This is a genomic window from bacterium, assembly GCA_021372615.1.
GTDB lineage: Bacteria > Armatimonadota > Zipacnadia > Zipacnadales > UBA11051 > JAJFUB01.
The window spans coordinates 1-22,191 of record JAJFUB010000109.1 but is presented as its reverse complement, the minus strand read 5'-3'; the positions used below and the strand labels follow the sequence as shown (position 1 = coordinate 22,191).

Sequence of the window (22,191 nt, the reverse complement as noted above, 5' to 3'; positions counted from 1 at the left end):
GATTGGGGATTGGGGATTCGGGGGACGGGAGAGGGCGCCGGGCCAAGGGCGGAGGCGGATAGGAACCCGGCCGCGAACAACTGACACGACCCTATCGGGCAGGCGCCCCCGCCTGCCCCTGCTGCTGTTGCCACACTTCAGGAGACCACCATGCCTACGCGAATTGACTTCCTCACCCCCGCGATCGTCCGCCTCCGCCAGTACGACGGTGAGACCCCGCCCGAGCAGCCGCTGATCCGCTACGGCTTCTTCCGCGATGACTGGCCGGAAGTCCCCGTCCGCACCGACGAGACCGACGCCGAGCTGACCGTGCGCTCCGATGTCCTCACGGTCACGATGCACAAGGCCGACGGCTCCGTGGCCATCGCGGATGCTGCGGGCAAAGAACTGCTCCGCAGCGCTGAGCCGCCGACCGTGGACGAGGGCCTCACCGAAGCGCGCTTCATACTGCCGCCGGACCGCACGTTCTTCGGCCTGGGCGACCAGCAGCGCGAGCGCCTGGAACTCCGCGGCACGCTGGGCGACCTGTGGGTCCGCAATGTCACCGGCTACATCCCCATCCCCGTCGTCTGGACGCCCGACGGCTTCGGGCTGCTGGTCAACACCACGCGGCGGCTGATCGTGGACCTGGGCCACTCATCGCCCGACTGGTTCGGCTTCCGACAGCCGGCCGGCTGCCTGGACTACTACTTCATCCACGGCCCCTCGCCCCTGGAGATCATCGAGCGCTACACGGACATCACGGGCAAGCCGCCGCTGCCGCCCAAGTGGGCCTTCGGGCTCTGGTTCATCTGCCGGACCCAGGCCAACGACCGTGAGTTCATGGAGGACTGCCTGAAGTTCCGTGACCGCGACATCCCGTGCGACGCCATCAGCCTCGAGCCCGGCTGGATGGAGAAGAACTACGACTTCTCGATCACCAAGGACTGGAGCAAAGACCGCTTCCCCGTCCCCGGCTACGACCGCACGCCGGGCCGCTACACCTTCATGCGCGCGGCGCGGCGCATGGGCTTCAAGCCGGGCCTGTGGCTGTGCATGGACTACGATGTCTCGTACGAGGCCGAGCGCCGCGTGCAGTCGCAGGCGAGCGCCAGTGCGGACACCGCCGAGAAGCGCGGCTTCGAGCAGGATGAGCATCTCGCCGCCGCTCGCCGCATGGACCAGCTCACCAAGCCCGACGAGGCGTGGTTCGAGCACCTCAAGGACTTCGTGGACCAGGGCGTCGAGTGGTTCAAGCAGGACGGCAGCAACCAGGTCCTCGACCACCCCGACCGCCTGTACGGCAATGGCATGCGGGATGACGAGATGCACAACCTGTACCCCATGCTCTACTCCCAGCAGATGTACGAGGGCTTCGCCGCGCACACAGGCCGCCGCCCCTTCGGCTTCACCGTCGCCGGCTGGGCGGGGCTGCAGCGCTGGACAGCTACCTGGACCGGCGACACCGGCGGCGAGGAGGGCCCCCTGGTCGGGTGCCTGAACATGGCGCTGTCAGGCCACGGCATGAACACCGTGGACATGGAAGTAACCACCAAGGCGGGCATCCACTTCGGCTTCCTGCTCCCCTGGGCGCAGCTCAACTCGTGGAACTACTTCCGCCACCCGTGGTTCCAGGGCGAGGAGCTGGAGGGGTTCTTCCGCCGCTACGCCAACATGCGCTATGACCTCATCCCCTACTTGTACACGGCTGCCTGGCAGGCGTACCGCACTGGCGTGCCCATGATGCGCCCCATGCCACTCATGTGGCCCCGTGATCCCGAGGCGCCCAAGTGCCTACGGCAGTTCATGCTCGGCGACGATCTGCTCGCCGCCTGTTTCGCCGATGAGCTCTACCTGCCCGAGGGCCTGTGGCACCACTACGACAGCCTCGGAGAGAAACCGCTCCAGGGCGGGCGCTGGGTGCAGTTGAGGGACCGCGAGGAACACGGTGCGCTGCTGGTGCGCCACGGCGCGATCCTCCCGGTGGATGAAGCCGAGCATCGCTATGACCGTTCGCACGCCTACGTTGGCGACGACCGCGCCTACGCCCAGGGCTACAGCCTCTGGCCCGCCGAGCGCGGCGAGACGGTGCTGTACGAGGATGACGGCCTCACCTTCGGTCACGAGCAGGGGCACTTCCGCACCACCCGCGCGTCGTACGAGCAGACCGACAAGCGCCTGGTAGTGAAGATCCGGGCGCCGGAGGGGACGTACCCCGACGCGCCGATGGTGCGGTCGCTCGACGTGAACTTCCACGGCATCCGTGAGCCAGAACGGGTCGCCGTCAACGGCAGCGACCAGGGTTTCGAGAAGGGGTATGAGGAGGGGTACGGTTGGGTCACTGTGGACGACAGCCCGGTGGACCGTCTGACGACGATTGAGCTGTTCTACTGAACCACCGGCGGCCCCTCCGGGGCGCCGAGGTCGCGAGGGGGCTGCACCGAACCGTGGGCTCCCGCCCACGGCTACATACGGTGGCCCGCTTCGCGGGCGCACGGCGCACGGCGCACGGCGCACGGCGCACGGCGCACGGCGCACGGCGCACGGCGCACGGCGCACGGCGCACGGCGCACGGCGCACGGCGCACGGCACATGGCACATGGCACATGGCACATGGCACATGGCACATGGCATGACACATGGCATGACACATGGCATGACACATGGCACATAGCGCACGCCCATGGCGTTCGTCGCGGCGCCTTGCCGTTGCCGTCCGGCCCGAAGGGCCCGCCGTCCGTAGCCGTGGGCGGAAGCCCACGGGAGACGTCGCCTGATACCCCCCGCGCCCCGAAGGGGCCGCCGGGATAATCGCAAGGAGTCGAATGCACATGGCTACCCGCGTCCTACTGCTCTGCGCCGTCCTCTCGCTCGCCGCCGCTGGCTTCGCCGCCGACCTGCCCAACCTCGTCACCAACCCCGGCTTCGAGGTCAAGGGGGCCAACGGCCAGCCCGAGGGCTGGAGCGGCCCGGCTGATGTCTACAGCTGTGTCACGTCCCCGGTCCGCACCGGCACGGGGGCCCTGCAGTTCGTCAACGCCGACGCGGGCAAGTACGCCTTGTGCGGCCACCCGCTGCCTTTGCAGGCTGGCCGCATATACGAGTTCAGCGTCTGGGTGAAATGCGAGAACGTGGTCGGCAATGACAGCGGCGCGACCATCTGCCTGGAGTGGTGGAGCCCGGACGGCCAGTACCTCGGCGGCTCCTATCCCGGCGGGATCAAGGGCACGAAGGACTGGACGCGAGTCAGCGGCACTACCGGCCGCATCCCCGAGAACGCCCGATGCAGCGTCGTCTGCTACCTGCGCAAGGGCATGACCGGCAAAGCCTGGTGGGACGACGTCGAGGTGAAGCGCTACACCGAACCGCCGATGCGCACAATGCTCCTGAAGCCCAACTACCGGGGCCTGGTCACCCCCGAGACCAAGCGGATCGAGCTGGCCGCGCAACTGCGCCTCGACGACTATGACCTCACCCCGCGCCAGACCGAGCTGTCGGTTCTGCTCCTCAAGCGCGGTGAGATCACCCCGGCCAGGGCCACGCGCCTGATACTCGCCGACAATGCCCCGCGGGTCGGCTTCGCCACGAAGGGCCTCGAGCCGGCGGACTACACGCTGCGCATCTTCCTGCGCCGTCACGACGACCGCCAACTCCTGGACTCGGATCAGTACCGCCTGACCGTCCTGGCTGAGGGCGACCTGCAGAAGCGTCCCGCCTACATTGACGAGCACAACCGCCTCATCGTCAACGGCAAGCCGTTCCTGCCTCTGGGGATGTACTTCAGCGGCCTGAATGAGGCCGAGTTGAAGCAGTACGCCGACAGCGCCTTCAACTGCGTGATGCCCTACGGCGGGGCCACCCCGGAGAAGATGGACCTGCTGCAGAGCCTGAACCTGAAGATCATCTACACCCTCAAGGACGCCTACTATGGCACCACCTGGTGCCCGAAGGCCATCCAGAGCCAGAACGACGAGCGGCCGTTCATGGCGGACAAGACAAAGCAGTTCCGCAACCACCCGGCCCTGCTGGCGTGGTATCTCAATGACGAGTTGTCCCTGGACTACATGTCGCGCCTGGAGGCCCACCAGGAGTGGATGGAGACGCTCGACCCGGACCACCCCACCTGGATTGTGCTCTACCAGGTCGGCCAACTGGAGCTGTACCGCAAGACCTTCGACGTGCTCGGCACCGACCCGTACCCGATCCCCATGGCGCCGGCCCGCCGCGCCGCGTACTACACGGAGCGCTCGGTGGAAAGCGTCATGGGCAGCCGCCCAGTCTGGCAGGTCCCGCAGGTGATGAACTGGGCCTGCTACAAGAAGACCGAGGAGGAGAAGAAGGACCTGCGCCCGCCTACATATGACGAGCTGCGCTCGATGACCTGGCAGTGCCTCACCGAGGGCGCGACCGGGCTGATCTACTACTCGTGGTTCGACCTGAAGAAGGAGCCGGCGGTCTTCGACCAGCGCTGGGCCGAGGCTAAGCGCGTGGCGGCCGAAGTCAAGCAGTGGGCGCCGGTGCTGCTGTCCATCGAGCCCCGGTTGCATGTCACGACGCTGCAGCAGGACTGGCTGCACTTCACGGTTCGTCAGGTCGGCAAGACGGCCTACCTGTTCGCCGTCAACGACGAGAACCAGGAGCACGAGGCGACGTTCGTCACGGACCGCAAGCCGTCGAGCATCAAGCTGGGCGACGAGGTCATCAAGCCGAAGGCGCCCCACTGGACGGCGCAGTTCAAGCCGTTCGAGTTGAAGGTGTACGAGATCACGCCTTGAGGGCCGATCTGCCAGCACTCAGACCTGTGGGGCGGGGGCGTACCCCGCTCCACAGGCCCCCCGGCCCCTTGTCACGCCTCGCCGGTTCGGGTATTCTGACCCTTACACTCTCCACAAACAAACCAAGGTGGTGAACCGGAGGCTCCGCGCTTCCCTGTAGGCGCCCCAGAGGAGCCTTCGTTTGCATGTCTGACTACACCCAGCACGACTTCCTGACCCGTGACGAGATCCTGGCCCTGCAGGACGAGCGCCTGCCGCAGGCCGTCTCTCGCGCGGCCAACGCGCCCTTCTATGCCGCCAAATTGGCTGAGATGGGCCTCGACCCCGCCTCCATCAAGGGCCTCGACGATCTGCACCGCCTGCCCTTCACGACCAAGAACGACCTGCGCGCCAGCATGCCCTATGGGATGCTGGCCGTGCCGCGGGCGCAAGTCGTCCGCATGCACTACTCGTCGGGCACCACCGGCGTCGCCACCGCCGTCTACCACACCGCCGACGACCTGCGCTACTGGGCCGAGTGCGTCGCGCGTGGCATGATCGCCGCCGGCCTGACGAACGAGGACGTCTTCCAGAACATGATGGGCTACGGCCTGTTCACCGGCGGCCTGGGCTTCCACTACGGCTCGGAGCTGCTCGGCTGCATGACCATCCCCGCCGGCTCGGGCAACACCGCCCGGCAAGTGCAGCTCATGCGCGAGTTCCAGACCACCGGCGTCCACATTCTCCCCTCGTACGCGCTGCGCGTAGTCCACTACTGCGAGGAGAACGGCATAGACATCGAGCGCGATCTGGCGCTGCGCATCGGCTTCATCGGCGCCGAGCCGCACACCGAGAAGACCCGCCAGCGCGTCGAGCAGATGCTGCATGTCAAGATCCACAACTGCTACGGCCTCTCGGAGATGGCCGGCCCCGGCGTGGCCATTGAGTGCCCCGCCCAGGACGGCCTCCACGTACGCGAGGACCATTACCTCGTCGAGATCATTGACCCGGAGACGCAGGAGCCGATGCCCGAGGGCGAGGCCGGCGAGATGGTCCTCACCAGCCTCAACCGCCAGGCCATGCCGCTGCTGCGCTACCGCACCCGCGACATCACCAGCCTGAAGGCCGGCGAATGCCTGTGCGGTCGGGTCCACCGCCGCATCGAGCGCATCACCGGCCGCAGCGATGACATGCTCATCGTGCGCGGGGTGAACCTCTACCCGCTGCAAGTCGAGCGCGTACTCATGGGCATCGAAGAGGTCGGCAGCAACTACCTCATCCGCCTGCAGACCACCAACGAGATGGATGACATGATCGTGCAGGTCGAGCTACGCCCCGGCACGTTCTTCGACGAGATGCGCAAGGTCGAGGCACTCCGCGAGCGCATCGTGGCTGACCTGAAGAGCGAACTGCTGTTCACGCCGAAAGTCGAGATCCACCAACCGCACGCCCTGCCGGTTAGTGAGGGCAAGGCCGTGCGCGTGATTGATGAGAGGACGAAGTAGGGGCAGACGGGACGGAGGAACGAACATGACCTATCATGGCATCGCGATCCCGGAGCAGGCGTTGGGTGGCTTCTGCCAACGTCATCACATCAAGCGCCTATCGCTGTTTGGCTCGATCCTGCGACCGGATTTCCGCGACGATAGCGACGTGGACGTGCTGGTCGAGTTCGAGCCCGGTCACACCATTGACTTCTTCATGCTCTTCGATATGGAGGAAGAGCTATCGGCGATGCTTGGCGGGCGGCGCGTGGAGATCAACACGCCCAACTCGCTCAGCAAGTTCTTCCGCGACGAAGTGCTGGCGGGCGCGGAGGTGCAGTATGCCCAAGAGTGATCGCGCCCGCTTGCAGCATATTCTGGAAGCCGCGCGTAAGGCGCTTGAACTCTCTGCTGGCCGTTCGCGCGCTGACATGAACACCGACGACGCGCTCCGCTTCGCGCTGATCCACTTGCTGGAGCTGGTCGGGGAAGCAGCGACGGGTGTGTCGTCTGAACTTCGCCAGGCGGAGCCCGGCATCCCTTGGGCGAAGACCATCGCGCTCCGCAACCGACTGATTCATGGCTACTTCGACGTTGACCTGAACATTGTGTGGGACACGATCCAGACACGCCTCCCGGAACTGATCGAGGCGGTTGAGGCAGTCCTCGCACGTACTGAGTGAAAGGCTGGAAAGCTGAAGGCATGTCCCAGAAACACCTGATGTCCGGCAATGAAGCCATCGCCCACGGGGCCTGGGAGGCCGGCTGCACCTTCGGCAGCGGCTACCCCGGCACCCCGTCCTCGGAGGTCTTGCCGACGTTGGCGAGGCTCAGCGCACAGGCCAGTAGCGCCGGCTTCCAGCCCGCCTACACCGAATGGGCCGTCAACGAGAAGGGCGCCCTCGAAGCTGCCGCCGGGGCCTCCCTCACCGGGGCCCGCTGTATCGTCACGATGAAGCACGTGGGCCTCAACGTCGCCGCCGATCCCTTCTTCACGCTCTCCTACACCGGCGTGAAGGGCGGCGTGGTGGTCCTGTCCGCCGACGACCCGCAGATGCACAGCTCGCAGAACGAGCAGGACAACCGGCAGTATGCGCGCGCGGCCAAGGTGCCGATGCTTGAGCCGGCCGATGCCCAGGAGGCGCTGGACTTCACGAAGCTGGCCTTCGAGCTGAGCGAGCGCCACGACACGCTGGTCCTGCTGCGCGTCACGACCCGTCTGGCGCATTCGGATGGCGTGGTCATCACCGGCGAGCGCGAGCAGCGCCCGCCCAACACCGTGCCCACCCCCGAGGCCGAGAAGTACGTGATGATTCCGGCCCGGGCGCGCGCCCGCCGCCGCGTCATCGCCGAGCGCACGGCGGCCCTCCGCGCCTGGAACGAGACCGCGCCGGTCAACCAGCTCATCCCCGGCTCGCCGGAGATCGGCATCATCGCCGCCGGCATCGCGTACCAGTACGCCCGCGAGGTCGCCCCGGAGGCTTCCTTCCTGAAGCTCGGCATGACCTGGCCGCTGCCTGAGCAGCTCATCCGCAGCTTCGCGGCCACCGTGCGCCGGCTCGTCGTGATCGAGGAGTTGGACCCGTACCTTACCGAGAGCATCCGCGCACTGGGCGTGACCGTCGAGCCCCTGCCCGAGAGCCTACAGATAGACGAGCTGTCGCCGGCACGAGTGCGCGCCGCCCTCACCCCCCTACCCCCTCTCCCAGAGGGAGAGGGGGAGTCAGGGGCGAACGAAGCCGTTCTCCCCTCCCCCCCTGGGGGAGGGGCCGGGGGTGAGGGCCTCCCCACCCGCCCGCCCCAGCTCTGCCCCGGCTGCCCGCATCGTGGCGTCTTCCACACCCTCCGCAAGCTCAAGGTGTTCGTGGATGGCGATATCGGCTGCTACACGCTCGGCACGCTGCCGCCCCTGCAGGCCCTGCACACCTGCCTGTGCATGGGCGGGGGCATCGGCATGGTGCACGGCATCAATCAGGCCTGTGGCGGCAAGCAGAAGGCGGTCGCCGTGATCGGCGACTCGACGTTCATGCACAGCGGTATGACTGGCCTGCTCAACATCGTCTACAACCAGAGTCCCTCGGTCGTCATCATCCTGGACAACTCGACCACGGCCATGACCGGCGGTCAGGACCACCCGGGCACCGGCACGACGCTGCCGGGCCGGTCGGGCGGCAAGGTGGATCTGGAGGCGCTCTGTCGGGGCACTGGCGTCGCGCACGTCCAGGTCTTCGAGCCCGCTGACCTGCAGGCGACGGAGGCGGCCATCCGCGAGGCGCTGGAGAGCGACGGCCCGGCGGTGCTCATCGCCCGTCGCCCCTGCGTGCTCATCACGCGCGACCGCGGCCCGGTCCACGTCGTGGACGAGACGCGCTGCATCCAGTGCGGCGCCTGCCTGCGCCTGGGCTGTCCCGCCATCTCCGCGCGGACGCTGGAGAACGGCAAGCAGCAACCCGCGATTGACGCGGCCCTGTGCACCGGCTGCACGCTGTGCGCGCAGGTCTGCCCGAAGGGCGCCATCGGCGAGGCCTAGCAGTAGTTGCCGTGGGAGCGGTCACCGACCGCGATCGCCAGGCCTACCAGCACCCGCCGTGGGAGCGGTCACCGACCGCTACGGTCGCGGTCGGTGACCGCTCCCACGCCATCAGTCAACCATCAATCACCAACGAGACTCACATGATCACCAACGTACTTCTCAACGGCGTCGGCGGCCAGGGGACCATCACCGCCTCCCAGGCGCTGGCCCAGGCGTGCCTGCTGCAGGACTGGCAGATCAAGAAGAGCGAGATCCACGGCATGAGCCAGCGCGGCGGCAGCGTCGAGAGCCACCTGCGCTTCTCGCCCGACCAGCCGATCTTCTCCCCCACCATCCCCGAGGGCGAGGTGGACGTGCTCCTGGGCTTCGAGGTACTGGAGGCCCTGCGCGCGCTGCCGCAGGTCCGGCCCGGCGGCACGGTCGTCGTGGACCCCCGGCGCATCGTGCCGATGACCGTGGCCCTGGGCGGGGGTGTCTACCCCGAGGACGCGCTGGAGCGCCTGCAGAGCAGCGGCCGCCGGGTGCTGGTCGTGCCGGCCTTTGACACAGCCTGCGACCTGGGCGAGCCACGCGCGGCGAACATCGTCCTGCTGGGCGCAGCGTGCCCCGCGCTGGGAATTGCACCCGCCGTCATGCAGGAAGCCGTGCGCCTGACGGTGAAACCCAAGGCGCTGGCAGTCAACCTGGCGGCACTGCAGCGGGGCGTGGACTTGGCGGGTTGACAGCAACCGTGTCCGCCTGCATAATGCCATCGAACAAAGACGTAAGGCAGGTGGCAGAATGCAAGCAGTTACCTTGTCGTCAAAATACCAGATATCGATCCCGAGAAGTGTCCGCATGCAGATCAAGCTTACTCCGGGACAGAAGCTCACTATCACAGTCAAGGATGGGGTGCTCTGCTTGGCCCCGGTACCGACCCTAGAGGACATCGCGGGGTCATTGCCAGGACTGACCGGGGAAGGGCTTCGGGACGAGGGCGAATGGGCATGATCGTCATGGATTCGTCCGGCTGGGTGGAGATCGTGGCCGGAGGCCCGAGGCAGCACTCCTTCATGGACACGATCTCCGGCGAGGACGGTGTGTTCGTCCCGACCCTTGTGCTCTATGAGGTCTACCGGTACGTTGAGCGCGAGCGCGGGGAGGACGAAGCCGACCGCATCGCGGCTCACCTTCGCTCTCACACCGTCGTCGAGCTGAGTGATGAGATTGCACTCGCCGCGGCCAGACTGGGGAAGCGACACCATCTGGCAACCGCCGACGCAGTCATCTATGCCACGGCGCACCACCTGGGGGCAACGCTGGTGACAGGCGATCGCCACTTCGCCGAGGTCGCGGATGTGATGTACATTCCCGTGGAGTCGGACGCCCAGCCTCCACGTTGAGCGTTCCCTGGCCTGAGGCATCATGACTACGCACCTCATACCCGCAGACGCAGGAGGCCCCCTATGATCTGGGACCCCAAGCATGAATGCATGGACGTTGAGGAGCGGCGCAAGCTCCAGCTCTTCCGCTTGCGCGAGCAACTCGCCCGGCTCTGGGCTGCTGTCCCCTTCTATCGCGAGCGCTGGCGGGAGGCCAGGATCACGCCGGATGACATCCAGTCGCTCGACGACTTGCCAGGCCTGCCGTTCACCGTCAAGAACGATCTGCGCGATACCTACCCCACCGGCATGTTCGCCACGCCGCTGGACGAGGTCGTGCGCGTCCACGCCTCCAGCGGCACCACCGGCAAGCCCATCGTCGTCGGCTACACCAAGGGCGACCTGGAGGGGATATGGGCTGAGACCATTGCCCGTACCCTCGCCATGGGGGGCGGCACTTCGCGTGACATCCTGCAGATCGCCTATGGCTACGGCCTGTTCACCGGCGGCCTCGGCCTGCACTACGGTGGCGAGCGCCTCGGCTGCACCGTCATCCCGATGTCCTCGGGCAACACGGAGCGCCAGTTGCTGATGATGCGCGACCTGGGCGCGACGATGCTCGGCTGCACGCCCTCCTACGCCCTGACCCTCGCGGACGCTGCCGAGGATGCCGGCCTCGGGGCGGATGACTTCCGCCTGCGCGCCGGGATATTCGGGGCCGAGGCGTGGAGCGAGGGCGCCCGGGCAGCCGTCGAGGCCAAGTTCGGCCTGTCCGCCCACGACATCTATGGTCTGACGGAGATCATCGGCCCCGGCGTGGCCGCCGAGTGCGAGTGCAAGGGCACCATGCACGTCTTCGATGACCACTTCTACCCCGAGGTCATTGACCCGGAGACCCTGCAGCCGCTGCCCGAGGGGCAGGTTGGCGAGCTGGTCTTCACGACGCTCACCAAGCGCGCGTTCCCGGTCATCCGCTACCGCACGCGCGACATCAGCGCCCTGCACTACGAGCCCTGCCCGTGCGGCCGCACCCACCCGCGCATCTCGCGCATTACCGGCCGCACCGATGACATGCTCATCATCCGCGGGGTCAACGTCTTCCCCAGCCAGATCGAGCACGTCCTCACCGGCGTCAAGGGCGTCGAGCCGCAGTACCAGCTCGTGCTGACCCGCGCCGGACGCCTGGACGCCCTGGAGGTGCAGGTCGAGGTGTCGCCGCAGTTCTTCTCCGACACCATCGCCGGGCTCGAGCACCTGGAGCAGGAGATCGGCGCCAAGATCCGCTCCACGCTCGGCATCAGCGTCAAGGTCAAGCTCGTGGAGCCCAAGACCATCGAGCGTAGCGTCGGCAAGGCCAAGCGCGTCATTGACCTACGTGACAAGGCGTAGTGAGCCATAGCCGTACAGCAGAACCCATTCGCATGGTGGCAGGTGTAGGAGCGGTCACCGGCCGCGACCACGCAGAGGGAGAGTACATGATGTCCAACACCCCCAAGATCGTTCAGCAAGTCTCGGTGTTCCTGGAGAACAAGTCCGGCCGCCTCGCCGAGGTCTGCAGTACCCTCGGCGCAAACGACATCAACATCCGCGCCCTGTGCATCGCGGACACTTCGGACTTCGGCATCCTGCGCCTGATCGTCAATGACCCCGCGCGCGCCACCAGCGTGCTCCAGGACGGTGGCTTCTCGGTCGGCTCCACGGCGGTCATCGCCCTGCAGATCCCCGACCGTCCCGGCGGCCTCGGCGGCGTGCTCAAGCTGCTCGAGGAGTCCGGGATCAACGTCGAGTACATGTACGCCTTCTTCGTGCGCCGTGAGGGCGACGCCGTCGTCGTCTTCCGCGTGGCGGACGAAGCGCTCGACCAGACCATCGCCGCGATGCAGGCGGCGGACATCCCCATCCTGCCGGCAGAGGAAGTCTACGCCCTGTAGCGCGGGGGCTTCCCGCACCTATCCCAGTCTCAGGAGGGCCCCTATGGTCCGTCTGCTCTGCCTGGCCGTGCTACTCGTGGCCGCCGTGGCGGCCGTGGCGGCGCCCACACCCCTGAAGCTCTACGTATCGCTGGCGGGCAACGACCGCTGGTCGGGCACGTTGGCCCGCCCCAACGCCGCTCACACGGACGGCCCTCTCGCCACAGTGTCCGCCGCCCGCGATGCCGTCCGCAACCTGCGCGCCGCCGGCCGCACCGGTCCGGCCACGGTTGAGCTGGCCGCGGGAACTTACCGCCTCACCGAGCCGCTCACCCTCCAGCCCCAGGACTCGGACCTCACCTTCACTGCCGCTCCGGGCCAGCACGCCGTCATCTCCGGTGGGCGGGCCATCACCGGCTGGAAACAGCAGGCCCCCGGCCTGTGGGCCGCGCCCGCGGGCGGCCTCAAGGACCTGCGCCTCCTGTTCGTCAACGGCCGCCGCGCCACGCTGGCCCGTAGCCCCAACAAAGGCTACTTCCGCATCGTCGGCAAGGCCCTGCCGTTCGCCGAAGGCGGCAAGGAGCGGGACTCGTCCAAGCAGGCCTTCCGCTTCAAGCCCGGCGACCTGGCCAACTGGCCCGACGTGGCCGGTGGCAATGTCATCGTCTTCTACCACTGGGAGACGGGCATGCTGCGCCTCAAGTCCGTGGATGAGGCCGGCACCACGGCCGTCCTGACCGGCGAGATGAAGTGGCCCTTCTGGGGCAACCAGCGCTACTACGTCGAGAACGTGCGCGCCGCCCTGGATGCGCCCGGCGAGTGGTACCTCGACACCGCCCGCGACACGCTCTACTACCTGCCGCGCCCCGGCGAGGACATGAAGAAGGCCGAGGTCGTCGCGCCGGTCGTCACCCAGCTCGTGGTGCTGCAGGGCGATGCGGCAGCCGGGCTGCTCGTCGAGAGGATACGCTTCCAGAACCTGAGTCTCCAGCACACGAACTACGTCCTGGAGCCGGAGGGGCATTCCGACTGGCAGGCCGCCGTGACCGTCAGGGCCGCCTTCCAGGCCAACGGCGCGCGCAACTGCGTCATTGACAACTGCGAGATCGCCGGGCTGGGCAACTATGCCGTGTGGTTCGAGAACGCCTGCCGCAATAATGCTGTCACCCACAGCTACATCCACGACTGCTCGGCCGGCGGCGTCCGCCTGGGCACCGGCGGCATCCCCAATGAGATCAGTGAGACCGGCTTCAACACCGTGTCTGACAACCTCATCCGCGACCTGGGCCGCGACTTCTACGGGGCGGTAGGCGTGTGGGTCGGCCACGCCAGCGACAACATCGTCGCCCACAACGAGATCTGCGACCTGAACTACACGGGCATCTCCTGCGGATGGAGTTGGGGCTTTGGCCCGACCAAGCACCACCGCAACCAGATCGAGTACAACTACATCCACCATGCCGGCCGCGGGCGGCTGTGCGACATGGCCGCCATCTACACCCTCGGCATCTCACCGGGTACGGTCGTGCGCAACAACCTCATCCACGACATCTGGGACTGGGAAGAGGGCTACGGCGCGGGTGGCATCTACCCCGACGAGGGCAGCAGCCAGATCCTGATCGAGAACAACGTCGTCTACCGCACAGCCTCGGGCGGCCTGACCGTCCACTACGGGCGCGACGACATCGCCCGCAACAACATCTTCGCTTTCGGCCGCGACAGCCAGATCCACCTGGGGCGGCGTGACAAGCAATCCAGCCTCACCCTCGACCACAACATCGTCTACTACGAGGAGGGCGCGCTCTTCCAGCGGGAGAGCGACCTCGTGGCCGACTACAACATCTACTACAACACCGCCGGCGACGAACTGTCGTTCCCGCTGGGCCTGGACTTCGCGGCCTGGCAGGCCAAGGGCGAGGACGTCCACTCGCTGATCACCGACCCCAAGTTCGTGGACGCCGCCCACTACAACTTCAACCTGCAGCCCGACTCCCCGGCCCTCAAGCTCGGCTTCAAGCCGGTTGATGTGCGCCAGGCCGGCCTCACCGGCCCGCCGGAACTCGTGAAGCTGGCGCGGAGCATCAAGCGCGACGCCTTCGCCATGCCGCGTCGCGCCCAGGCCCCGCCGCTGTCGCTCAACGACGGCTTCGAGTCCACCCCGCTCAAGGCCAACGCCGATCTGGCCTATACCCACGGCGAGGCCGGCAGCGCCACGATCCGCGTCACCGACGAGCAGGCCGCCTCGGGGAAGCGCAGCCTCAAGTTCACCGACGCGCCCGGCCTCGATCAGCCCTGGAACCCGCACATCTTTTACTCGCCCAACATCCGCGAGGGCCTCGCGACCTGCAGCTTCGACCTGCGCCTGGAGACGGGCGCGCTGGTCTGGCACGAATGGCGCGACTCCTCCTCCCCCTACCGCGTGGGACCGAGCACGGGCGTCAACGCGGCCGGAGAGCTATCGGCCGGCAAACAGACTCTCATGACGCTCCCGCACGGTCAGTGGATCCACTTCGAGATCACCGCGGGCCTCGGCAAGGCCGCCGACGGCACGTGGACCCTCACCGTGACCGTCCCGGGCCAGGAGCCCCGCCGCTTCGACAAGCTGCCCTGCGACCCCAAGTGGAAACAGTTCACCTGGATGGGCTTTGTCAGCAACGCCACGGACACCGCGGTCTTCTACCTGGACAACCTGAAGCTGACCACCGCGAAGCAGCCGTAGGGACCGCGGGCTTTCCAGCCCGCAGCCGTAGCCGTAGGAGCGCCGGCTTCCAGCCGGCAGCCGTCTGGAGCGCGGCTTTCCAGAGCCGCAAGCCGTCACCCACAAAGAAGCCCGTGGACCACATGGCCCACGGGCTTCGTCGCCTCACGACCACCAGCTACGGGGCGAAGTACTTGCCCGAGGCGTTGTCGTAGATGGTGGTGGACTTGAGCCACTTGGCGTGGCCGTCACACATGGCGCAGTTCGAGCCACCGTTGTGGACGGTGGACGGCTCCTGCGCCGAGGGCGTGGTGCGGACCGTGCACGGGTTCCCCGATCCGGGCAGAACCGAGGGGCACTTCGGCCAGGCGATCCGCCAGTCGCCGCCCATGGGATGGCAGGCATCACCCAGGGCGATGCAGTCAGCCGGGTAGCGGATGCTGGCCAGCGCAATGCCGTATAGCGACTGGTTCATCCCGTATGAGGGCATCAGCGGGAACACGTGGCTATTGTACGTCCAGGTTGTCAATGTGCGGGGGTAGCTGGGGCAGACGTAGCACTGAACGTTCTTCACATACGGGTACATCCCGCTCCACCAGTCCGTGTATCCGCCCGGCGTCGCGGGGTTGGTCCATGGCGGGAGATAGGCGGCCATGCGCTCGTCGTAGTCCTGAGCGTACTGGATGAGCGCCAGGGCCAACTGCTTGACATTGCTCAAGCAGCTCGTCTGCCGCGCCTTCTCGCGGGCCTTGGCGAACACGGGGAACAGGATCGCCGCCAGGATGGCGATGATCGCAATGACAACCAGCAACTCGATCAGCGTGAAGCCACGTCTCATCTTGCGTGCCTCCTTAGTGTGGTGCTGTCCTCCGGCAGGTGCCACAGAATACTTCGCGATGTCTTACCACTTTCCTTCTGTCCTTCCCACGAGCACTCGCCAGGAGGGGCCGTCGCTTGCGCGCGGAATACTCTCGTGTAGGCTGCACCGATACCCCCGACAAGAAGGGTGATCCTATGCCCCGCGTCGTCGTCATTGACTGTGGTTCCACCAACCTCCGCGCCATCGCCGTGGATGAGAACGGCCAGATCGTGGCCAGCGCCGGCCGCCCGAACGAGCCGGTAGCCCAGCCCGGCCAGCCCCGCGGCCATATCATCTGGGACATGGAGGCGCTGTGGGGCAAGATCTGCGAGGTGTGCCACGAGGTCGCCAACCAGGCTGACGACATCCGGGCGGTCAACCTGACCACCTGGGGCGCCGATGGCGCGCCTGTGCGGCCGGATGGCTCGCTCGCCTATCCCCCCATCTGCTGGCAGGACAACCGCACCGAGGAGATCATCAAACACCTCGACGACTATCTGCCCGCGTGGGACTTCTACGCCACGACCGGCTACCAGATCATCCCCTTCAACACGCTGCTCAAGCTCATCTGGCTGCGCGAGCACGAGCCGCAGACTCTCGACGGCACGCAGTGGCTGATGATGCCCGGCCTGCTGTCGTTCCTGCTGTGCGGCGAGCGCTCCATCGAGCGCACCGCGGCCGGCACGATGATGGCCATGGACATGGCGCAGGGCGACTGGTCCGCGCCCCTGCTGAAGCTAGCCGGCCTGGAGCCGTCGTTCTTCCCGCGCTGGGTGCTGCCGGGCGACGTCATCGGCCACCTGTCGGCCGCGGCCGCCATGGCTACCGGCCTCCCCTCCGGCATACCTGTCGTCGCCGCCGGCCACGACACGCAGTTCGCCGCCATTGGCTCGGGCGCCCAGGCCGGGGAGGCGATCCTCTCCTCGGGCACGTGGGAGATCCTGATGCTCCGCCAGGGCAACTTCCAGGCCACGCGCCAGGGGTTTGAGGACGGGGTGCTCGTGGAATGTGACGCCGTGCCGGGGGTCTACAACCCCCAGCTCCTGATGATGGGCTCCGGCGTGCTGGAATGGATCCGCGACTACTTCTACCACGACCTCGGCACAGGTGAGGCGGCCTATGCCAAGCTGGCGGCCGAGGCCTCCGAGGCGGGCCCGGGGGCGGGCGGGGTCAGCGTCCTGCCCAGCTTCGTCTCCTCCACCGGCCCGGCCAAGCGCTACCACACCCAGGGCACGGTCCTGGGCCTGAACATCACCACGACCCCGGGGCAGGTCTACCGGGGGGTGCTGGAGGGCCTCACCTACCAGTTCCGCCACGCCCTCGAGGTGCTGCGGTCCTCGGTGGGTGCGCAGCCCGAGTTGGTGCGCGTGGTCGGCGGCGGCAGCAAGAACGCCCTGTGGAACCAGCTCCGCGCCGATGTCACCGGCCTGCCGATGATTACCATCGAGCAGAAGGAGGCCACCGTGGTCGGCGCGGCCATGTTCGCCATGCTCGGGGCCGGGGTATACTCCAGTTTGAGTGAGGCGCAGGAGCGGATGACCGGCGCTCAGGCCACGGTCGAGCCGTCTGCCGACCGCGGCTTCTACGACGAGCAGTACGCGCGCTATCGCCGGGCCCTGGAGAGTCTGAGCGACTACTACGGCGCCTGATGGCGGCACGTGTGTCCGACTACTGATGGGAGGTGGTCTGCATGCCGAATCTGCCCAAGAGAGGTGTTGCGCTCCTGTTCGTGCTCGTGTGCACGGCGGGCCTGGCCCTGGCGGCGCCGCGCAACCCGTCCCTGCTGCGCCCGGCGGCACAACTCAACGCCCAGGCGCTGAAGCTCAACTTCGCCAACTCACTGCAGACGTACAAGCTCACCCCGGCCGTGCGCGAGCGACTGACGGCCACCTACGGGCAACTGCCCCTCGACGTCCAGCAGACGGCGGCGGCCATGCTGGACCCGAAGCTGGCCGACACCCTTGGTATCCCGGGTGTGGTGTTGCCGCGGGCGAAGGCGCAGGCCGTGCTGGAGCGCGTGGACATCAGCCTCGTGCGGGTGCTGCTCAAGGTGCGCCTCACGGAGGTCGCCCCGGCGTCGGGCGGCACGCCAGGCGGGGTGGCGGCCGCGGTGGGCGCCAACTTCACCAACGATTGCATCGTCCAGATCAACGGCGTCGCTGCCCCGAACACCTACTACTGGGCCAACACCATAATCCTCTTCCGCATCCCTGACACCGCCACGCTGGGTTCCACCGTGAACATCACTGTGCACAAGCCCAGCGCTGGTGAGACGAGCGCCGTGCGTACGCTCAAGATCGTCGCCGAGCGCGGCTACCGCGGCGTACACGGCCTGAGCTTCCCGAACTTCGGCGACCCCAACATCTCGTGGAGCGTCTACAGGTCCTGCTTCGGGCAGAGCAACGTCGAGTTCGCCGACGGCACCCACCGCCCCAGCGCCCAGACCTGGTATGACAGCACCTACAAGACCATCGGCCAGAATGGCAACTGCTATGGCATGTCCCAGCTCAGCCTGCGCCTGCGCGAGTTCACCCACTATGGCAACACCTCCGCCCTCAGCAACGTCATGCACGCGGACTGGGTAGGCAGCAACGTCACCTGGGGCGCCTGGACGCTGGCCTGGAACACGACCTCCATGGAGGCGGTGGAGTCCCTGCAGGGCCAGCAGGCGGTGGAGCCCATGGCCACCCACATCGCGACCCAGCGCGCCAACCAGGACAACAAGACGGCGTGGGACTACGCTCGGAACATGCTCAACATGCAGGGCCGGCCGGTCCAGAACACCCTCTATGGCCACGCCGTTGTGACCTTCGCCACCGAGGTGGATGGCGCCAGCCGCAGGTTCTGCTTCTACGACAACAACAACCCGTACGCCGAGACCGATACGGACGCTCCCGACCCCGACCATGGCGTGACCAACTGGGATACGGGCTCCTTCAGCTACCATACCTACTGGCGAACCCGCTGCTACGACCCACACCTGCTCACCGGCCAGCCGCTGCTCCCGGCCGGCGTCGGGCCTGCAGACAGCGCCGCCGAGGGCTCGGGGGCCACACGCGCCGTCCGCTTTGAGGTCCCGCGGGTGGCCGGGCTCATCATCACGGATGAGGCCGGTCGGGGCGGCGCCGAGGGCGCGGGCGTGCCGGGTCTGCTGGAGGTCGAGCCGGAGATGGGCCTCGGCCCCGTCCCCGCCACCTTCCCCCGCATCTTCTTGCTGCAACAGGCCGCTGGCCGCTCGCTCGCCTTCACCATCCCCAATGCCGGCGGGCAGACGCGGCAGCTCACGTGCTTCTCCCGCGGCGGCATGCTCCAGCTCAGCCTCAGCGGCGCCTCCCTCCGCGTGGGCTTCAGTCAGCTTGCTCAACTCAACGCCCAGGCCACGCTACCCGACCCGCAGGGCTCCGGCCTGCAGCAGATCCGGATCATCGCGCCCATCGGCCAGGCCGAGGAGCGCCAGTTGCAGGGCGACAGCTTCACGGGCCTGGGCGCCACGCCGCTGGCCGCCTCGCTCAGCGCCGACCGCAGCGCCATCGAGCTGCTCAGCGCCCCCGGCGCCCAGCCGATCCGTCTGCGGCTGCAGCTTCGCCGCTTCCACCCCGGCGGCGCTGACACGCGGCCGGACATCCAGCAGTTGTTGACCGCCGGCCAACTGCACCGCATCGGCCCGCTGAACTGGGCCGCCCTGGGCGGCCAGCTCCGCCTGGAGCAGACGGTCGCGCCGCCCAACCGCCTGCAGCGCCAGTAGACCGCCAGCCAGACACGATCGTGGGGCGCCCTCCGCCGGAGAGCGCCCCACTTGTGTTCCGGCCTCGTTGCGCCTACGACAGCCGCAGCGTGACGATCTCCCAGGGCCGCAGCGCGAAGCGTAGCTCCTGCCCGGCGATCTCCGGGCTCGCGGCGTCCATCGGCGTCCCGTTGAAGTCCACGACCTCCGCCGCGGCCGGAGCCCACGGCAGCGTCAGCCGCACTTGCGCCGCCTGCCCCTCACTCTCCCACAGGCGCACCAGCACCGCCCCGTCTTCCTCGTACAGCGCGCTCAGCACCACATGCGCGGGCTCCAGGCTCAGTAGCGAACGCGTGGGCGCACCGCTCCCGGATGCGCCCGGCAGCAGCACCTCCACCGGCTGCCGCAGCCGGTCGGCCACCTGCCGCATCCCGGCCTGCCGCCAGTCGCCTTCGTGGAGGATGATGCTCCAGTGGAACTCGTGCCGCCCCCGCCCCTTGGTCTGGCGGTTGACGTGCTGCTCCCACCCGGCCGTGATCGGCCCGACGCTGTTGATCAGGATCTGCGCCAGCGACCGCTCCTGCGCATCGCGGATGAAGTAGCGGTCGCCATCATGGCTCACGTACGTCACGCCGCGCCGCCCATCGCTCAGACTGACGAATGACTTGGCGTAGAACATCCCCTCCCGCAGCCGCTCGATGTTGTCGGAGCGATGCCCGGCAATGCTGCCGTACTGGATGTCGTCGAGTGCCTTCACCTCGGCCCCGAAAGGCGTGTCGCCCTCCAGCGTACCGTCGAACGGCAGCGGGCACAGCGAAGCCAGGAAGCCGGCATGCCCGGCCCACTCCACGGTCAGGCTGAACTCGATGCGGGGCTGACCCGCATACAGGCTCGTCTCCAGCCGCAACGCATGTGGCCCGACCGTCCCCTCGGTCAGGGCTCGCCAGCGCAGCGGGCCCTGCTCCACCACGCACACCTCCCCCCACTGCGGCTCGTGTATGCCCAGGATGGACCCCACGTGCAGCGGCCCGCTCACGTCCACATCATAGAGCCGCAGACCGCCGAACGGCACCCGCCCGCGCCACGCCTCCCCCTGCCATTCCACTGCGGCGACGGCGTTGCCCTCGAGCTTCAGGCTGACCAACCCGTTGTCCATCTGCGGGGCCCTCTCCCCCGCCTCGGCCGGCGCCTGAGCGACTGCTTGCCACGATACGGTCGTGTACCCACACGCCGGCACCTCAACTTCTACGAGCGTCTCCGCCTCCCAGATCCGCCCGGCATACTCCATCGGTGTGAGAACCTGGTGCCGCAGAGGCCGCCCCTCACCGTCCCGCACCTGCAGGCCCTGCGGTAGCCCGGTCGAGTGCGTCAGCAGCACCGGCACGATCTCCTGCCGCGCATAGGGCAGGCCGTTGAACACCACGGCCGCAGCCTGCGCCGGCTGCTGCGCCTGGCTCGCCAACGCCTCCAGCGCCCGTCGGCGCTGTTGCCGCGCCGTCAGTATCGTGGTGTCGGCCAGCTCATCCAGCTCGTCAAAGTCGCGCTGGAAGAGCCACTGCGTCGCGTGCGCCGAGAAGAGCAGCACGTTCTCCCACAACGCATCGAACTGCGTGGGCGCGGACGTGCCGGACGCGCCATCGTTCCGCGTGGGCGGGCATGTCCCCATGCCCGCGTCGGGCGCGTGAGGACACGCGCCCCCACGCGCCAAGAGCGTCTGCCACAGCTGCGCCGCCACGATCTCGCCATCGGCCACCACCCGCTTCCGCCACAGGCCGTGGGAGCCGGCCCAGGCCGCGTTGTAGCATACGTCACACGGGTCCAGCGTGCCGGTGACGGTGGGGACCCGGTCGCGGCGCGCTTCCAGGGCCGCGAAGAACTCCACTGGCGTCGCGAAACGCATCGGCGCCTGCTCGCGCCGGTTCCACTCCGCCATGAAACCCGGCACGTCAATCGGGGTGTCGCCGCCGTGCGAGGCCAACGGGAGCGCATCGTCCATGCCCTGGCTGACCCACAGGACGCCGGTCGGTGAGTGGCGCGCCGCCAGCTCCAGTTCCGTCCGCCAGATATGCTCGACGGCGCCGGCCCAGTCTTCCCGGTAGCTGCTCGCCAGAGCGTCCGGGCTGCACAGCCCGCCGTAGCACCCCCGGCTGCACAGAACCTCGCTACCGTCGAGACCACGCCACACCCACTCGTACGGCACCCCGCCCTCGGTCAGGCCCGCCTGCGGCCGCCAGAAGCGCGCGTACCGGTAGCCGCCCAGCTTCATTAGCTGCGGCACCTGCGGGTGCCCCAGAGCCACGTCCACGATGTCGGCATGGGTGGAGAGGTCGGCGTCGGGGAACAGCGCCGCAAAGCGACGGCGGCCCAGAACCAGGCTGCGCACGAACGTCTCCTCCCCGACCATGTTGGGCCGCACGTTGGCGAAGCCGCCACAGATGGCGATGCGCCCCTCGGCCACACGCTGCTGCAGCTCCGGCAGCAGGTCGGGCCGCAGGTCCAGCAGCGTCCTGAGTTCCGTGACATACGTATCAAAGTACCAGCGGAAGCCCGGCGCGTCGCGCATGATCTCCAGCACGCGCTCGAAGGCATGCACGTACCGCAGCACATGCCACTGGCGCGTGTGTGTCCAGGCCCAATCGGCATGGCAGTACGGCACGATCAGGATCTCGCAGCCGTGCAGACGTTCGCGGATCTCGTCAGCCTTCATGGGGGGCCTCCACTGATGGAGCGACGCGGGGAGGTTCAACAGGACCAGGCACATTCCTCCCCAGGGGGAAGACCGATCCGAGCGGACAGGGGGTTGCTGAGGTCTGTACGAGTCGGGGAACAGGTCGTGGGTGTCGCGCCGTGTGCGACGGGCCCCACGACCGGCGGCGGGGGCCCCCCCAC

General features: G+C 67.8%; 16 protein-coding genes. 14 read left to right on the top strand and 2 right to left on the bottom strand.

Features of this window, described 5'->3' with window-relative positions; translation table 11 throughout:
- Positions 1–150: 150 nt before the first annotated feature.
- The 12 genes from LLH23_16150 to LLH23_16095 all read left to right on the top strand — a co-directional run bounded on the left by LLH23_16150 (position 151) and on the right by LLH23_16095 (position 14,740).
- A complete protein-coding gene (locus tag LLH23_16150; GenBank protein ID MCE5239993.1) occupies positions 151–2,373 on the top strand; it encodes a DUF5110 domain-containing protein in 2,223 nt (740 codons plus the stop codon).
- 437 nt (positions 2,374–2,810) lie between these two features.
- Positions 2,811–4,754 carry a hypothetical protein gene (locus LLH23_16145; GenBank protein ID MCE5239992.1) on the top strand — a complete coding sequence of 648 codons (1,944 nt, stop codon included), beginning with the start codon at positions 2,811–2,813 and terminating at the stop codon, positions 4,752–4,754.
- A 185-nt stretch (positions 4,755–4,939) separates the two neighbouring features.
- A complete protein-coding gene (locus tag LLH23_16140) occupies positions 4,940–6,238 on the top strand; it encodes a phenylacetate--CoA ligase (GenBank protein MCE5239991.1) in 1,299 nt (432 codons plus the stop codon).
- Between the two features lie 25 nt (positions 6,239–6,263).
- Positions 6,264–6,572, top strand: coding sequence for a nucleotidyltransferase family protein (locus tag LLH23_16135; protein MCE5239990.1), 309 nt, complete (start codon positions 6,264–6,266; stop codon positions 6,570–6,572).
- Entirely contained in the window at positions 6,559–6,900 is a 342-nt protein-coding gene (locus LLH23_16130) for a DUF86 domain-containing protein (protein ID MCE5239989.1), read from the top strand. The genes LLH23_16135 and LLH23_16130 overlap by 14 nt, the downstream gene beginning before the upstream one ends.
- Before the next feature lie 20 nt (positions 6,901–6,920).
- Positions 6,921–8,747 (top strand): indolepyruvate ferredoxin oxidoreductase subunit alpha, encoded by a 1,827-nt coding sequence (gene iorA / locus LLH23_16125; GenBank protein ID MCE5239988.1) that lies wholly within the window; start codon positions 6,921–6,923, stop codon positions 8,745–8,747.
- A 143-nt stretch (positions 8,748–8,890) separates the two neighbouring features.
- Entirely contained in the window at positions 8,891–9,472 is a 582-nt protein-coding gene (locus tag LLH23_16120) for an indolepyruvate oxidoreductase subunit beta (protein MCE5239987.1), read from the top strand.
- 58 nt (positions 9,473–9,530) lie between these two features.
- Positions 9,531–9,740 carry an AbrB/MazE/SpoVT family DNA-binding domain-containing protein gene (locus LLH23_16115; protein MCE5239986.1) on the top strand — a complete coding sequence of 70 codons (210 nt, stop codon included), beginning with the start codon at positions 9,531–9,533 and terminating at the stop codon, positions 9,738–9,740.
- A complete protein-coding gene (locus LLH23_16110; GenBank protein ID MCE5239985.1) occupies positions 9,737–10,132 on the top strand; it encodes a type II toxin-antitoxin system VapC family toxin in 396 nt (131 codons plus the stop codon). The genes LLH23_16115 and LLH23_16110 overlap by 4 nt, the downstream gene beginning before the upstream one ends.
- Before the next feature lie 63 nt (positions 10,133–10,195).
- On the top strand, positions 10,196–11,500 hold the full coding sequence (locus tag LLH23_16105; protein MCE5239984.1) for a phenylacetate--CoA ligase: 1,305 nt from the start codon (positions 10,196–10,198) through the stop codon (positions 11,498–11,500).
- Positions 11,501–11,589: 89 nt separating this feature from the next.
- Positions 11,590–12,042, top strand: a complete 453-nt coding sequence (locus LLH23_16100; GenBank protein ID MCE5239983.1) for an amino acid-binding protein — start codon at positions 11,590–11,592, stop codon at positions 12,040–12,042.
- 43 nt (positions 12,043–12,085) lie between these two features.
- The gene (locus tag LLH23_16095) at positions 12,086–14,740 is read left to right on the top strand and encodes a right-handed parallel beta-helix repeat-containing protein (GenBank protein ID MCE5239982.1); all 2,655 of its coding nucleotides are present in this window, start codon (positions 12,086–12,088) and stop codon (positions 14,738–14,740) included.
- Between the two features lie 157 nt (positions 14,741–14,897).
- Here the strand turns inward: LLH23_16095 and LLH23_16090 are convergent, their stop codons facing one another.
- Positions 14,898–15,557: a DUF1559 domain-containing protein gene (locus LLH23_16090; protein MCE5239981.1), complete on the bottom strand. Its 660-nt coding sequence runs from the start codon at positions 15,555–15,557 to the stop codon at positions 14,898–14,900.
- Between the two features lie 176 nt (positions 15,558–15,733).
- On the opposite strand from LLH23_16090, the gene LLH23_16085 reads away from it, so the two are divergent.
- Both LLH23_16085 and LLH23_16080 read left to right on the top strand, forming a co-directional pair.
- A complete protein-coding gene (locus LLH23_16085; GenBank protein MCE5239980.1) occupies positions 15,734–17,227 on the top strand; it encodes an L-fuculokinase in 1,494 nt (497 codons plus the stop codon).
- Between the two features lie 41 nt (positions 17,228–17,268).
- Positions 17,269–19,323: a hypothetical protein gene (locus LLH23_16080; GenBank protein ID MCE5239979.1), complete on the top strand. Its 2,055-nt coding sequence runs from the start codon at positions 17,269–17,271 to the stop codon at positions 19,321–19,323.
- A gap of 73 nt (positions 19,324–19,396) precedes the next feature.
- Here LLH23_16080 and LLH23_16075 read toward each other — a convergent pair whose 3' ends face one another.
- Entirely contained in the window at positions 19,397–22,009 is a 2,613-nt protein-coding gene (locus LLH23_16075; GenBank protein ID MCE5239978.1) for a glycosyl hydrolase-related protein, read from the bottom strand.
- Positions 22,010–22,191 lie beyond the last annotated feature (182 nt).

Excerpts from the sequence above, each read along its gene's own strand:
- LLH23_16095 (MCE5239982.1), top strand. The coding sequence starts at position 12,086 with ATGGTCCGTCTGCTCTGCCTGGCCGTGCTACTCGTGGCCGCCGTGGCG.
- LLH23_16110 (MCE5239985.1), top strand. The coding sequence starts at position 9,737 with ATGATCGTCATGGATTCGTCCGGCTGGGTGGAGATCGTGGCCGGAGGC.
- LLH23_16075 (MCE5239978.1), bottom strand. The coding sequence starts at position 22,009 with ATGAAGGCTGACGAGATCCGCGAACGTCTGCACGGCTGCGAGATCCTG.
- LLH23_16150 (MCE5239993.1), top strand. The coding sequence starts at position 151 with ATGCCTACGCGAATTGACTTCCTCACCCCCGCGATCGTCCGCCTCCGC.
- LLH23_16115 (MCE5239986.1), top strand. The coding sequence starts at position 9,531 with ATGCAAGCAGTTACCTTGTCGTCAAAATACCAGATATCGATCCCGAGA.
- LLH23_16105 (MCE5239984.1), top strand. The coding sequence starts at position 10,196 with ATGATCTGGGACCCCAAGCATGAATGCATGGACGTTGAGGAGCGGCGC.
- iorA (MCE5239988.1), top strand. The coding sequence starts at position 6,921 with ATGTCCCAGAAACACCTGATGTCCGGCAATGAAGCCATCGCCCACGGG.
- LLH23_16145 (MCE5239992.1), top strand. The coding sequence starts at position 2,811 with ATGGCTACCCGCGTCCTACTGCTCTGCGCCGTCCTCTCGCTCGCCGCC.
- LLH23_16085 (MCE5239980.1), top strand. The coding sequence starts at position 15,734 with ATGCCCCGCGTCGTCGTCATTGACTGTGGTTCCACCAACCTCCGCGCC.
- LLH23_16135 (MCE5239990.1), top strand. The coding sequence starts at position 6,264 with ATGACCTATCATGGCATCGCGATCCCGGAGCAGGCGTTGGGTGGCTTC.
- LLH23_16140 (MCE5239991.1), top strand. The coding sequence starts at position 4,940 with ATGTCTGACTACACCCAGCACGACTTCCTGACCCGTGACGAGATCCTG.
- LLH23_16130 (MCE5239989.1), top strand. The coding sequence starts at position 6,559 with ATGCCCAAGAGTGATCGCGCCCGCTTGCAGCATATTCTGGAAGCCGCG.
- LLH23_16100 (MCE5239983.1), top strand. The coding sequence starts at position 11,590 with ATGTCCAACACCCCCAAGATCGTTCAGCAAGTCTCGGTGTTCCTGGAG.
- LLH23_16120 (MCE5239987.1), top strand. The coding sequence starts at position 8,891 with ATGATCACCAACGTACTTCTCAACGGCGTCGGCGGCCAGGGGACCATC.
- LLH23_16090 (MCE5239981.1), bottom strand. The coding sequence starts at position 15,557 with ATGAGACGTGGCTTCACGCTGATCGAGTTGCTGGTTGTCATTGCGATC.
- LLH23_16080 (MCE5239979.1), top strand. The coding sequence starts at position 17,269 with ATGCCGAATCTGCCCAAGAGAGGTGTTGCGCTCCTGTTCGTGCTCGTG.